The sequence below is a fragment of the Mycolicibacterium chengduense genome (genome assembly GCF_033741155.1).
GTDB lineage: Bacteria > Actinomycetota > Actinomycetes > Mycobacteriales > Mycobacteriaceae > Mycobacterium.
Window position 1 is genome coordinate 279203 of record NZ_JAWQNH010000005.1, and the last position, 13313, is coordinate 292515.

10 protein-coding genes are annotated in these 13313 nt (G+C 71.6%); 7 read left to right on the top strand and 3 right to left on the bottom strand.

Features of this window, described 5'->3' with window-relative positions; genetic code table 11:
- Positions 1-8 precede the first annotated feature (8 nt).
- Genes SBI67_RS19915 through SBI67_RS19930 form a run of 4 tightly spaced genes read left to right on the top strand, consistent with a single transcriptional unit; the run spans position 9 to position 4370 of the window.
- A complete protein-coding gene (locus SBI67_RS19915; RefSeq protein ID WP_318982224.1) occupies positions 9-1064 on the top strand; it encodes an MSMEG_0568 family radical SAM protein in 1056 nt (351 codons plus the stop codon).
- On the top strand, positions 1064-2443 hold the full coding sequence (locus SBI67_RS19920; RefSeq protein WP_318982225.1) for an MSMEG_0567/sll0787 family protein: 1380 nt from the start codon (positions 1064-1066) through the stop codon (positions 2441-2443). The genes SBI67_RS19915 and SBI67_RS19920 overlap by 1 nt, the downstream gene beginning before the upstream one ends.
- An 8-nt stretch (positions 2444-2451) precedes the next feature.
- A complete protein-coding gene (locus SBI67_RS19925; protein ID WP_318982226.1) occupies positions 2452-3297 on the top strand; it encodes a carbon-nitrogen hydrolase family protein in 846 nt (281 codons plus the stop codon).
- Between the two features lie 2 nt (positions 3298-3299).
- Positions 3300-4370, top strand: coding sequence for an MSMEG_0565 family glycosyltransferase (locus tag SBI67_RS19930; protein WP_318982585.1), 1071 nt, complete (start codon positions 3300-3302; stop codon positions 4368-4370).
- Here SBI67_RS19930 and SBI67_RS19935 read toward each other — a convergent pair.
- Together SBI67_RS19935 and SBI67_RS19940 are read right to left on the bottom strand one after the other, a co-directional pair.
- The gene (locus SBI67_RS19935; RefSeq protein ID WP_318982227.1) at positions 4355-4654 is read right to left on the bottom strand and encodes an MGMT family protein; all 300 of its coding nucleotides are present in this window, start codon (positions 4652-4654) and stop codon (positions 4355-4357) included. The two genes, SBI67_RS19930 and SBI67_RS19935, sit on opposite strands and share 16 nt — an antisense overlap.
- A 1-nt stretch (position 4655) precedes the next feature.
- On the bottom strand, positions 4656-5465 hold the full coding sequence (locus SBI67_RS19940) for an alpha/beta fold hydrolase (RefSeq protein ID WP_318982228.1): 810 nt from the start codon (positions 5463-5465) through the stop codon (positions 4656-4658).
- Positions 5466-5471: 6 nt separating this feature from the next.
- On the opposite strand from SBI67_RS19940, the gene SBI67_RS19945 reads away from it, so the two are divergent.
- Positions 5472-8561, top strand: coding sequence for a PD-(D/E)XK nuclease family protein (locus SBI67_RS19945; protein ID WP_318982229.1), 3090 nt, complete (start codon positions 5472-5474; stop codon positions 8559-8561).
- The gene (locus tag SBI67_RS19950) at positions 8501-11791 is read left to right on the top strand and encodes an ATP-dependent helicase (protein ID WP_413232534.1); all 3291 of its coding nucleotides are present in this window, start codon (positions 8501-8503) and stop codon (positions 11789-11791) included. The genes SBI67_RS19945 and SBI67_RS19950 overlap by 61 nt, the downstream gene beginning before the upstream one ends.
- Here the strand turns inward: SBI67_RS19950 and SBI67_RS19955 are convergent.
- Complete coding sequence (locus SBI67_RS19955; RefSeq protein ID WP_318982230.1) at positions 11776-12177, bottom strand: DoxX family protein; 402 nt, start codon at positions 12175-12177, stop codon at positions 11776-11778. The genes SBI67_RS19950 and SBI67_RS19955 overlap by 16 nt on opposite strands.
- Before the next feature lie 42 nt (positions 12178-12219).
- Here SBI67_RS19955 and SBI67_RS19960 point away from each other — a divergent pair, with 42 nt between their 5' ends.
- A complete protein-coding gene (locus tag SBI67_RS19960) occupies positions 12220-13305 on the top strand; it encodes a potassium channel family protein (RefSeq protein ID WP_318982231.1) in 1086 nt (361 codons plus the stop codon).
- Positions 13306-13313: the final 8 nt, after the last annotated feature.

A 13313-nucleotide genomic window follows, 5' to 3' on the forward strand; every position in this document is an offset into this window, starting at 1 on the left:
GAGTCCCGATGTCAGTATCCACGCGTGTCGACCTCGCCCTGCTGGGCTTCCGCGGCCAACCACCGGTCAGCCGCACCGCCGGCGCCGGGCCGAGCGCCGACGGCCACCTCGTCATCGACGGACTCAACGCCGCCATTCCGCGAAACCCACAGAGCCCATTCGTGTTCGACGGTGCCCGGGTACTGCTCGACGGCGCGGACACCGGCCTGGACGTCGAGGTCGTCGAGCGGCCCCGGTTCTACGACCTACACACCGCCGACGGGGTGCCCTACGAGAAGCTGGCTCGGCTGCACGGCCGCAACGTGCTGGCCACCACCGTCGTGCAGACCTGCATCCGCTACGCCGAAGACCAGCGGTGCCGGTTCTGCACCATCGAGGAGTCCCTGCGCACCGGCGCCACCACCGCGGTCAAACGCCCCGCCGAGCTGGCCGAGGTGGCCGCGGCGGCGGTCCGGCTGGACGGCGTCACCCAGATGGTGATGACCACCGGAACCTCGGCCGGGACCGACCGCGGCGCCAGGCATCTGGCCCGGTGTGTACGGGCGGTCAAGGCGGCCGTGCCGCACCTGCCCATCCAGGTGCAGTGTGAACCCCCGGCCGATCTGGGCGTGCTGGCCGAGTTGCGCGAGGCGGGGGCCGACGCCATCGGCATCCACGTCGAATCGCTCGACGACGATGTGCGCCGCCGCTGGATGCCGGGCAAGGCCACCGTGCCGATGGCGAGCTACCGGGCCGCATGGCGCGAAGCGGTGCGGGTTTTCGGCCGCAACCAGGTGTCGACCTATCTGCTGGTCGGGCTCGGCGAGGACCCCGACGAACTGGTCAGCGGGGCAGCCGAATTGATCGAGATGGGGGTCTATCCGTTCGTGGTGCCCTACCGGCCGCAGTCAGGGTCGCTCGCCGTCGACGTGGACGGCGCCGGCGCACCGGATGCCGCACTGGTGGAGAAGGTATCCCGTGAGGTGGCCGCCCGGCTGGTCATGGCCGGAATGGCCGGAACCGATCAGCGGGCCGGGTGCGCGGCCTGCGGGGCCTGCTCGGTCCTGCAGAACTTGGGGGCCTGATGACCGAGCTGTCCATCTTGGCCGGAACCCGCCCGACCGCAGCAGTTCTCATCCATCCCGCCGACGGCACCGAACTGGATGCCTACCGTCGGCTACGCCGCGACGTCTTCGTCGGCGAGCAGGGCCTGTTCGCCGGCACGGACCGCGATGACATCGACGACGACCCGCGCACCGTGGTGCTGGTGGCCACCGCACCGGACGGAGCGGTCCTCGGCGGCGTACGGCTGGCGCCCGTCGGCTCCGTCGACGTGGGTTGGTGGACCGGCAGCCGGCTGGTCGCGGCGCCCGACGCTCCCGGCGGCATCGGCCCGGCGTTGATCAGGGCCGCGTGCGCGCACGCCGAATCGGCAGGCGTGCTGCGGTTCGAGGCGACCGTGCAGCGGCGGTACCTGCCGATGTTCGCCGCGCTCGGCTGGCAGACCCTGCGGCACAACGAGTTCGCCGGTCGCCCGCACACGGTGATCCGCTGGCCGCTGAATCCGTTCGATGCGCTCACCGCGGCCACCAAGACCTTCCTCGGCCCGGCCCTGGCACCACTGCGGGCGACGGCGGGGGCGCTCGGCCCGGCCGGGTTCGTCGGGGACGACGGGGCGCCGGTCCCCGGCAGCGATCTGATCGCCGCGTGCGACGCCATCATCCCGTCCATGGTCGAGCGCGACCCCGAGTGGGCGGGTTGGTGTTCGGTGCTGGTGAACGTCAACGACCTGACCGCGATGGGGGCCCTGCCGCTGGGACTGCTCGATGCGGTCGGCGCCCCCACCCGGGCCTTGTTGGATCGGATCATCCGCGGTGTCGCGGCGGCCTCGCGGGCGTGGGAGATACCGGTGCTGGGTGGGCACACCCAACTCGGCGTCCCGGCGGCGCTGGCCGTCACCGCGCTGGGCCGGACCGGCGCACCGGTACCCGGCGGCGGTGGGCGGCCCGGTGACCCGGTGGCGCTCACCGCCGACCTCACCGGCGACTGGCGCCCCGGATACACGGGCCGGCAATGGGATTCGACGAGCGGTCGCGGCGGCGCCGAGCTGCGTGCCATGACCGGCCTGGTGGCGCAGATGGCGCCACGGGCCGCCAAGGATGTCAGCATGGCCGGGGTCGTCGGCACCCTGGGCATGCTGGCCGAAGCCGGCGGCACCGGTGCCGAGCTCGACATCGCGGCCATCCCGCGCCCGGCGACGGCGGCGATGGGCTCGTGGCTGACCTGCTTCCCCGGTTACGCGATGCTCACCGCGGGCGGCCGGCCGGCGGCCGGGCCACCGTCGGGCGTCTCGACCGCTGTCTGCGGGTCGCTCACCGCGACGCCCGGTGTGCGCCTACGCTGGCCTGACGGGGTGACGACGACGGCGCTCACCGCGCCGGTCACCGGTCTCGGAGCGGCCTGAGGGGAGCCATGGCACCAGTCACGCTGGGCGCGGTCGCCGCCCATTTCGGCCGCGATATGGACCGCGGGGTGTCCAAGGTCGTCGGGATCATCGAGTCGGCGGCCCGCGACGGGGTCGACCTGCTGGTGCTGCCCGACGCCTGCCTCGGCGGCTATATCGGTGATTTCGCCGCCCCCGACCCCGACGATCCGCCGCCCGCCCTGGATCCCGACGGCCCGGAGATCGCGGCCGTCATCGCCGCGGCGGGGACCATGACCGTCTGCGTCGGCTACGCCGAGGCGGCGCCCGGCGGCGCCCGCTACAACGCGGCAGTCTGCGTGTCCGGGGACGGTGTGTTGGGCACCTACCGCAAGGTGCACCAACCGGCCGGGGAAGCGCTGACCTATCTCGCCGGTGACGCGTTCGGCGCGTTCGACACCCCGGTCGGCCGGGTCGGCATGCTCATCGACTACGACAAGACCTTTCCCGAGGCAGCGCGGGCGCTGGCCCTCGACGGTGCGCACATCATCGCCGCACTGTCCGCGTGGCCGGCCAGCATCACCGACCGCGCCTCCCGGTTGCCCGCCGATCGTCAGTCCCGGTTGTTCGATCTGTACGACTGTGCTCGCGCCGCGGAGAACCAGGTGGTCCTGGTGTCCTCCAACCAAACCGGTGTGATGGGCAAACTGCGCTTCCTCGGGCAGGCCAAGGTGGTCGGGCCGGGCGGGGACATCCTGGCCACCACGCGCTCCAAGGGCGGTATGGCCAAGGCGGAGATCGATGTCGAGGCCGAGATCGCCCGCGCCAGAAAGGTGCTCAACCACCTCGCCGAGCTCCGCCCGGACACCTATCGCGCCAAATCGGTCCGGGGTTGACGGTGCGGATCGCGCTGCTCACCTATTCCACCAAGCCCCGTGGGGGCGTGGTGCACACGCTGTACCTCGCCGAGGCTCTGGCGCGGTCGGGTGCCGACGTGACGGTGTGGTCGTTGGCGCGGGCCGGCGACCGGGGCTTCTTCCGGGACGTCGACCCTGCGGTGACCGTGCGGTTGGTGGAGTTCACCGATCTGCCGGGCGACACCGTCACCGACCGCATCATCCGGTCGATCGAGGTACTGCGCCGCGCGTTCACCCCCGACGACTACGACATCGTGCATGCCCAGGACTGCATCAGTGCCAACGCCGTCGGACGGTGCATCCGCACCATCCACCATCTCGACCGGTTCACCACGCCGGTGCTGGCCGAATGCCACGAGAAGGCGATCGTCGAGCCCTACGGCCGCATCTGCGTATCCTCGGCGGTCGCCGCCGAGGTGCGCGCGGGCTGGGGATTCGAACCCACGGTGATTCCCAACGGGGTTGATGCACAACGCTTCGCCGACGCCGCCGCCGACAGGGACGGCCAGGACCGCTGGCGGGCCACGCTGGGGCGGTATGTGCTGACCGTCGGTGGTATCGAGCCACGTAAGGGTACCGTCGACCTTGTCGCGGCGTACCACCTTCTGCGGCAACGTCATCCGGACCTGTCGCTGGTGATCGCGGGTGGTGAAACCCTGTTCGACTACCGCGACTACCGGGCCTCGTTCGAGGCTCGGTGCGCCGAACTCGGCGTCGACCCCGTCATCCTCGGTGCCGTGGCCGACGACGAGTTACCTGCGCTGGTCGCCGGGTGCGCTGTGTTCGCGTTCCCGTCGACCAAGGAGGGATTCGGCCTGGCGGCGATGGAGGCACTGGCCGCGGGTCGGCCCGTCGTCACCAGGGACCTGCCGGTGCTGCGCGAAGTCTTCGCGGAGACGGTGCGGTTCGCCGCCGACATGCCGCAGTTCGCCACGGAAATGGCCGCCGCACTGGATGATCCGGCCGACCCGACGCCGGGACGAGAGCTCGCCGCGTCGATGACGTGGGAGTCGGCGGCGCGGGCGCACCTGGAGTTCTATTCGAACTGGTGACGGTATTCGCGCAATGGCACCCGGCCGTCGGCGGCCAGCACGCCTTCGGCCCGCAGCCGCTCCAACTGTCGGGTGGCCAGGTGCGCGGCAGGTCGCCCGGAGGCAGGAATCACCCTGTGCCAGGGCAGATCCGACGAGTCGGTGCGCATCACCCAACCCACGATCCGCGGGCTGGACAGCCCCGCCTCCTCGGCGATGTCCCCGTAGGTGCTCACCCGGCCCGCCGGGATCGCGGCCACCAGCGCGCGCACCGACTCGACCTGCTCCTCGGTGACGCGCGCCATCTCAGCCCAGCAGGTCGCGGATGACGGCCGCGGTCTCGGCAGGCCGGGCCTGTCCCACCATGTGATCGCAGTCCAGATCGACCGACGTGAACCGGTCGCCCACCGCCGTACGCAGGGCATCGATCAGCTCGCCGGTGACATACGGCGGTGTGGTGCGGGTCGCGCGGATCAGGGTCACCGGAATCGGGTTGGGCGGCACGGCGATCGGGCGGGTCAGCTCACTCCAGTACGACATCGCCGCCGGAATGCTGATCCGCCAGCCCAGCCGCCCGTTGGGCAGCTCCATCAGGTGTTCGTCGAGTTCGCGTTCCAGTTCCTCAGGTGCCACCTCACCCCACGAACCGGACAGTTTGTCGGCCCGGGCCTCGGCGCGGTCCGGGTAGTCGGGGGACGACAGCATGGCGTCGGCGATATCGCGCATCCAGTCACCGTCGAGCGCCACGGCCGGATCCAGCAGCGCCAGTGCGGAGACCAGATCGGGCCGGGCGGCGGCCAGGGCCAGCGCCACCGCGCCCCCGAAGGAGTGCCCGGCCACCAGCACCGGTCCGGACGCCTGCGCGTCCAGCAGCTCGGCCAGCGCCGCCACATTGGCCTCGATGGTCCACGGGGCGGCCCACGTCGACCGGCCGTGCCCGATCAGGTCGGGAGCCAGGATCGCTACGTCCGGCAGATGACCGGACGCCAGCGTCTCCCACCGTCTGCCGTGTCCGGTCAGGCCATGGATGGCCAGCACCTGGACGGGGGAGTCGGGACCGTACCGGTAGGTGTGCAGCACGGTGCGAGGGTACTTGTCGGACCCCCGTGGTGACATGTCGGCATGACCGCATCGACCACTGTGCTGGAGCCCGCCGCACTGGCCGACCCAGGTCTGCGTGGCACGGTGCGGGTGCTCGGTGGCCCGGGCACCGGCAAGACCAGCCTGCTCACCGGCGCCGCCGCCGCGCACATCGCCGCCGGCGTGCCGACCGAATCGGTACTGCTGCTCACCGGTTCGGCGCGGTTGGGTGCGGCGGCACGCGCGCAGATCACCGCGACCCTGCTGCGCAGCGGGACGGGCGTGGTGCGCCAGCCCCTGGTGCGCACCGTGCACTCCTACGCCTTCGCCGTGCTGCGGCTGGCCGCCCAGCGCGGCGGTGATCCACCGCCGCGACTGATCACCGGGGCCGAGCAGGACGGCATCATCCGGGAACTGCTCGCCGGCGACCTCGAAGACGGTGCGGCCAGCTGGCCGGCGTCGCTGCATCCCGCCCTGGGTACGGCCGGCTTCGCCTCCGAACTGCGTGATCTGATGGCGCGCTGCGCCGAACGCGGGGTCGACCCGATGGCGCTGCAACGCCTCGGCCGGTTGTCGGGCCGCGCGGAATGGGTGGCGGCGGGTCGCTTCGCCCAGGTCTACGAGCAGGTGATGCTGCTGCGCGCCGCGGTCGGAATGGCTGCACCGCAGGCGACTGTGCCGGCGCTGGGGGCAGCCGAGCTGGTCGGTGCGGCGCTCGACGCGCTGGCCACCGACGCCGATCTGCTCGCCGCCGAGCGCGCCCGCATCAAGCTGTTGCTCGTCGACGACGCGCAACACCTGGATCCGCAGGCCGCGCTGCTGGTGCGGGTGCTCGCGGCCGGGGCGGGCCTCACCGTGATCGCCGGTGATCCCAACCAGTCGGTGTTCGGATACCGCGGCGCCGATCCTGCGCTGTTGCGCACCGACACCCCGGCCATCACGCTGACCACCTCACATCGATGCTCGACGGCGGTGGCAGCCGCCGTCTCCGGTATCGCCCGCCGGCTGCCCGCCGCCGAGGGATTCGGCGAATTCGCCAGTGGTACCGGTGATCCCGGAAAGGTATCGGTGCGCATCGCCGCCACCGCACATGCCGAGGCGATGGTGGTCGCCGACGCCTTGCGCCGCGCCCATCTCGTCGACGGGGTGCCGTGGTCGCAGATGGCGGTGGTGGTCCGGTCGGTGCCGCGGGCCGGCGCCGCGCTGGGGCGCGCGCTGGCCGGCGCCGGTGTGCCGGTGGATCTGCCGGCCGCCGAGCCGGTGCTCGGCCGCCAGCCGGCCGTGCACGCCTTGCTCACCGTGCTCGGGGCCGCCGCGGACGGGGTGACCGGCGAGGTGGCGCTGGATCTGGTCACCGGGCCGATCGGTCGGGTCGACCCGGTCTCCCTGCGGCAGTTGCGCCGGGCGCTGCGCCGGCTGGCAGACCACCAGCGCGACTTCCCGGACCTGCTCGCCGACGCGGTGCGCGCGGTGCCGGACGGTCTGGCCCCCGAGCACGCCCGCAGCCTGCAGCGGGTCGGTGCGGTGCTGGCGGCCGCGCGGCGCAGCCGCCGCGCGGGGGAGGACCCGCGTTCCACGCTGTGGCAGGCGTGGCAGCGCAGCGGATTACAGCGTCGGTGGGTGGCCGCGGCCGACCGTGGTGGCGCCGCCGGGGCGGCCGCCGAGCGCGACCTGGACGCCGTCACCGCCCTGTTCGACGTGGCCGAGCAGTACGTCACCCGCACCACCGGGGCGACACTGAGGGGCCTGCTCGACCACGTCGACGGGCTGAGCCTGCCGGTCACCGCCGATCGCACACCTCGCGGTGAGGTGGTCGCGGTGTGCAGTGCACACGCGGTGCTGGACCGCGAGTGGGACTTCGTGGTGATCGCCGGCGTCCAGGAAGGCCTGTGGCCCAACACCATGCCCCGCGGCGGGGTACTGGGCACGCAGCATCTGGTCGACATCCTGGACGGGGTGACCGAGCCCGGTCAGCCCGTCTCGGTGCGGGCCCCGCTGGTGGCCGAGGAACGGCGCCTGCTCATCGCCGCGATGGGCCGGGCCCGCAGCCGGCTGCTGGTGACCGCTGTGGACGGCGGTGCCGGTGATGACGATGCCATGCTGCCCTCCCCGTTCTGCGCCGAGCTCGCCGAGCTGACCACCGACGACAGCCAGGCCGACAGCACGCCGGTCGCCGCGCCGCGGTTGCTGGCACCGGCGGCGCTGGTGGGCCGCCTGCGCGCGGTGGTATGTGCCCCCGAGGCCGAGGTGAGCGAGGAGGTCCGTCGCTGTGCCGCACACCAATTGGCCCGGCTGGCCGAGGCGGGGGTGGCGGGCGCGGATCCGGCGTCCTGGTACGAGTGCACCGAACCGTCCACCAGCGAACCACTGTGGTCCGGCGCCGAACACGTGGTCACACTGTCCCCGTCCACGGTGCAGACCCTGACGGATTGCCCGTTGCGCTGGATGCTGGAACGCCACGGTGGCAGCGACAGCCGCGACGTCCGGTCGGCGGTGGGGACGTTGGTGCACGCCCTGGTCGCCGATTCCACCAGGACCGAAGGCCAGCTGCTGGCCGAACTGGAGAACGTCTGGGCCGGGTTGCCGTACGAATCCCAGTGGTATGCCGACAACGAACTGGCCCGGCACGGGGCCATGCTGGCGACGTTCGCGCAGTGGCGTGAGCTGACCCGCCGCCAGCTGACCGAGGTGGGCACCGAGGTCGGCGTCGACGGGATGGTGGCGCCCGGCGTGCGGGTGCGCGGCCGCATCGACCGCCTGGAACGCGACAACGCCGGTCGGCTGGTGATCGTCGACGTCAAAACCGGTAAGAGCCCGGTCACCAAGGACGACGCGCAGCGGCATGCCCAGTTGGCGATGTACCAGCTGGCCATCGCCGAAGGCGTGCTGCCGCAAGGGGATGAGCCCGGCGGCGGGGTCTTGGTGTATCCCGGCAAGCCCAGCGCCGGTGGGGCCACCGAACGCACGCAGGACGCCCTGACCTCCGATGCCGCCGCCGGCTGGCGCGACCAGGTGGTCGCCGCCGCGGCGGCCACCCAGGGCCCGACGTTTGTCGCCAGGGTCAACGACAATTGCGGGCACTGCCCGGTGCGCGCGATGTGCCCGGCACATCAGCGGGGGGAGGGCCAGTGATCGCCACCAGGTACAGCCCGGCCGAACTGGCCGATGCACTCGGCCTTTTCGCGCCAACCGATGAGCAGGCGGCGGTCATCGCCGCACCGCCGGGACCGCTGGTGGTGATCGCCGGGGCCGGCGCCGGTAAGACCGAGACGATGGCGGCGCGGGTGGTGTGGCTGGTCGCCAACGGCTACGCCGCACCGGCGGAGGTGCTCGGGCTGACGTTCACCCGCAAGGCCGCCGGCCAACTGTTGCGCAGGGTGCGGGCGCGGCTGGCCAGGCTCGCCGGTGCCGGACTGTGCCCGCAGCTGCGATCCGACGACCCGCCCACCATCAGCACCTATCACGCCTTCGCCGGAACCCTGTTGCGTGAGCACGGCTTGCTGCTGCCGGTGGAGCCCGACACCCGGCTCATCGGTGCGACGGAATTGTGGCAGTTGGCCTTCCGCGTGGTGTGCGAACACCCGCGGGTATTCGAGACCGACAAGACCCCGGCCGCCATCACCGGCCAGGTGCTGCGACTGGCCGGTGCGCTGTCCGAGCACCTGGTGGACACCGCCGCCCTGACCGACACCCATGTCGAGCTCGAGCGGTTGATCCTGAACCTGCCGCCCGGCCCCAACCAACGGGATACAGGCCCGGCGCAGTGGCTGCTCAAACTGCTCGACACCCAGACCGAACGAACCCGGTTGGTGCCGCTCATCGACGAGCTGCACCGCCGGATGCGGGCGGCCAAGGTGATGGACTTCGGTGCCCAGATGTCGGCGGCCGCCCGGTTGGCGGTGGCCGCACCCCACGTGGGCGACCAACTGCGGCAACGGTTTCGGGTGGTGCTGTTGGACGAGTACCAGGACACCGGGCACGCGCAGCGCATCGCGTTGTCGGCATTGTTCGGCGGCGGGGTCGACGACGGCCTCGCCCTGACCGCGGTGGGGGATCCGATCCAGTCCATCTACGGCTGGCGCGGGGCGTCGGCCACCAACCTGCCGCGGTTCGCCACCGACTTCCCGCTGTCCGACGGCACACCGGCACCCACCCTGGAATTGCGGACCAGTTGGCGCAATCCGCCGCAGGCGCTGCATCTGGCCAACGAGGTGTCCGCGCAGGCGCGCCGCCGGTCGGTGAGCGTGCGTGAGCTGCTCCCGCGTCCCGGTGCCGAGCCCGGTGATATCCGCTGCGCATTGCTGAACGACGTTGTCGCCGAACGTCATTGGGTGGCCGACGAGGTCGCTCGGCGGTATCTGGCCGGTCCGACACCACCCACCACGGCGGTGCTGGTGCGCCGCAACGCCGATGCCGCGCCGATGGCCGAGGCGCTGACGGCGCGTGGCGTCCCCGTCGAAGTCGTCGGCTTGGCCGGCCTGCTGTCGGTTCCGGAGGTGGCCGACGTGGTGGCCATGCTCCGGCTCATCGCGGACCCGACCGGTGGGCCCGCGGCGATGCGGGTGCTCACCGGACCGCGCTGGCGCCTCGGTGCGCGCGATATCGCGGCGCTGTGGCAGCGGGCGGTCGAACTGGACGGACCCGCCGCGGCGGCCACCACCGCGCAGATCGTCGCACAGGCCGCGCCGGATGCCGATGCCGCCTGCCTCGCCGATGCCATCTGCGATCCCGGACCCGAGTCACGCTACTCGGCGCCAGGTTACGTCCGCATCGTGGCGCTCGGGCGCGAATTGACCGCGCTACGAGCCCATCTGGCCCATCCACTACCCGAACTGGTCGCCGAGATCCGGCGCGTGCTGGGTGTCGATGCCGAGGCCAGGGCGGCCCGTCCGGTGGCCGCCGGGTGGGGTGGCGCCGAACATCTGGACACCTTCGCCGACGTGGTGGCCGATTTCGCCGACCGGGCCGATGCCACTGCCGACGGACTGCTGGCCTACCTCGAGGTGGCCGCGGCGGTCGAGAACGGGTTGGCCCCGGCCGAGACCACGGTCGCCACCGATCGGGTGCAGATTCTCACGGTGCACGCGGCCAAGGGGTTGGAGTGGCAGGTGGTGGCGGTTCCGCACCTCAGTGGGCGGGTGTTCCCGTCCACCGCGATGGCGCGGACCTGGCTGACCGACGCCGGTGACCTGCCGCCCCTGCTGCGCGGGGACCGGGCCACCGACTCCGGGCACGGCGTGCCCGTGCTCGACACCTCCGATGTCTTCGACCGAAAGGCCTTGGCGGACAAGATCGCCGCGCACAAGGATCATCTGGCCCAACGGCGCGTGGACGAGGAACGCCGGCTGCTCTACGTCGCGTTGACCAGGTGCGAGCACACCCTGCTGGTGTCGGGCCATCATTGGGGTCCCACCGAGTCGAAACCACGCGGCCCATCGGAGTTCCTGCTGGAACTGCGGGCCATCGTGGAAGCCTCGGCCGAATCCGGCGAGCCGTGTGGTGTCATCGACCACTGGGCACCCGCGCCCGCCGACGGAGATCCGAACCCGCTGCGGGACAGTGTGGTCGAGGCGGTGTGGCCGGCCCGGCCGTCGAACGCACGGCGCGACGCGCTGGATCGTGGCGCAGAGTTGGTGCGGTGCGCCGACACCTCGGCGGATCTGTCCGCCGCGGATATGGAGGACTGGGCGGCCGACGTCGACGCGCTGCTGGCCGAACGCGCCAAGGCCGGCGAGCCGGATCCGGTGCCGCTGCCCGGCCAGCTGTCGGTCAGCATGCTGGTCGAGCTGGGCAAGGACCGGGCTGCCGCGATGCAGCGGTTGCGCCGTCGCCTGCCGGTCCGGCCCGACCCGAACGCATTGTTGGGCACCGCGTTTCACGACTGGGTACAGCGCTTCTTCCATGCCGAGCGGCTCTTCGACCTCGACGATCTGCCGGGTGCGGTCGACGGCGAGGCCGGCCGGGCCCACGCCGAGGAGCTGGCCGAGCTGCAGGCCGCGTTCGCCTCGTCGGTGTGGGCGGCCCGCACCCCGGTCGACGTGGAGGTGCCGTTCGAGATGATGGTCGGCGCGACGGTGGTCCGGGGACGGGTGGATGCGGTCTTCGACGACGGTGACGGCAGGCAGGTGGTGGTCGACTGGAAGACCGGCGACCCGCCCGCTACCCCGGAGGCTGCCCGGCATGCCGCGGTGCAGCTCGCGGTGTACCGGCTGGCCTGGGCCGGAATGACCGACCGGCCGCTGGATTCGGTGCGCGCGGCGTTTCACTACGTGCGCAGCGGGGTCACTGTCCGGCCCGACGACCTGCCCGGGCCGGACGAGTTGGCGGCGTTGTTGGCGGAGGCGGACTACGAGTTGCGATAGATCTTGTAGGCCTGGGTGATCATCGGGATCTGCAGCGGCAGCCGCGCGATGGCGCCGATCCGCATCGGCAACGGCTTGGCGGGGTCCTTGAACCACATCCGCACCATGTTGACATTGGCCGGAAACACCCCGAGATACAACGCGATCGCGGCCAGCGCGCCCAGCTTGCGGGTCCGGGGGGCCAACAGCAGCGCACCGGTGGCGACCTCGGCGACACCCGATGCGTGGGTGTAGAAGCGGGCGCTGCCCGGCAGCTCCGCCGGCACGATGGAGTCGAATGGCTTCGGCGCGACGAAATGCAGGATGCCCATGCCCACCAGGGACCCGCCCATGAAGCGGGCGCGGGACGGATTGGACTGCTGAACGACGGGCGAAGGGGATGTCATGGTTTCATTGTGGCGTGCTCACCTCCCACCGATCGGTGAATCGTGGCCAAAGGTAGGTTGCGCCGGCGCCTGGAGGCGATCGACCAGAATCTGACGTCGCGCCCGGACGCCGACCTGGTCGACATCCTGAACATCCCGGAGAAGTTCGTCAGCCCCGGCCGCAAGATCTTCATGCGGGTGCTGTGGGCGCTGAGCGCGCTGGTCGCCGCGGTCTTCATCGTCTACATCGACCGCCACGGCTACCGCGATGTCGCGGCCACCCCGGAGGAAAGCGATCCGCTGTCACTGCTGGATTGCATCTATTACGCGACCGTGTCGCTGTCCACCACCGGCTACGGCGACATCACGCCGTACACCGAATCAGCTCGCCTGGTCAACGTCCTGGTGATCACGCCGCTGCGGGTGGCGTTCCTGATCGTGCTCATCGGCACCACGGTCGAGACCCTGACCACCCAGTCGCGGCAGGCACTGAAGATCCAGCGTTGGAGGAGATCCGTGCGCAACCACACCATCGTCGTCGGCTACGGGACGAAGGGCCGGACCGCGGTGTCGGCGATGATCGGCGACGACGTGGCGCCGGCCGACATCGTCGTGGTCGACGACGACCCGGCCGCCCTGGAACGCGCCAAGAGCGCGGGGCTGGTCACCGTCCGGGGCAGCGCCACCGACTCCGAGGTGCTCCGGCTTGCCAGCGCCCAACACGCGAAGTCGATCATCGTCGCGGCCAACCGGGACGACACCGCGGTCCTGGTCACCCTCACCGCCCGCGAATTGGCCCCCAACGCCAACATCATCGCCGCGGTCCGGGAGGCCGAGAATCAGCACCTGCTGCGGCAATCCGGCGCGAACACCACCGTGGTCACCTCGGAGACCGCGGGTCGGCTGCTGGGCATCGCCACCCAGACCCCGAGCGTCGTCGAGATGATGGAGGACCTGCTCACCCCGGACGCCGGATTCGCCATCGCCGAGCGACCGGTCGAGACCAAGGAGGAGGGCGGCTCGCCGCGCCACCTCCCCGATATCGTGCTGGGGGTGGTGCGCGGCGGGGAACTGCTGCGCGTCGACGACGAGCGCGTGGACGCGCTCGAACTCAGCGACCGATTGCTGTACATCCGATCCAAAGATTGAGCAGAAAA

Excerpts from the sequence above, each read along its gene's own strand:
- SBI67_RS19915 (WP_318982224.1), top strand. The coding sequence starts at position 9 with ATGTCAGTATCCACGCGTGTCGACCTCGCCCTGCTGGGCTTCCGCGGC.
- SBI67_RS19920 (WP_318982225.1), top strand. The coding sequence starts at position 1,064 with ATGACCGAGCTGTCCATCTTGGCCGGAACCCGCCCGACCGCAGCAGTT.
- SBI67_RS19925 (WP_318982226.1), top strand. The coding sequence starts at position 2,452 with ATGGCACCAGTCACGCTGGGCGCGGTCGCCGCCCATTTCGGCCGCGAT.
- SBI67_RS19935 (WP_318982227.1), bottom strand. The coding sequence starts at position 4,654 with ATGGCGCGCGTCACCGAGGAGCAGGTCGAGTCGGTGCGCGCGCTGGTG.
- SBI67_RS19940 (WP_318982228.1), bottom strand. The coding sequence starts at position 5,465 with ATGTCACCACGGGGGTCCGACAAGTACCCTCGCACCGTGCTGCACACC.
- SBI67_RS19945 (WP_318982229.1), top strand. The coding sequence starts at position 5,472 with ATGACCGCATCGACCACTGTGCTGGAGCCCGCCGCACTGGCCGACCCA.
- SBI67_RS19955 (WP_318982230.1), bottom strand. The coding sequence starts at position 12,177 with ATGACATCCCCTTCGCCCGTCGTTCAGCAGTCCAATCCGTCCCGCGCC.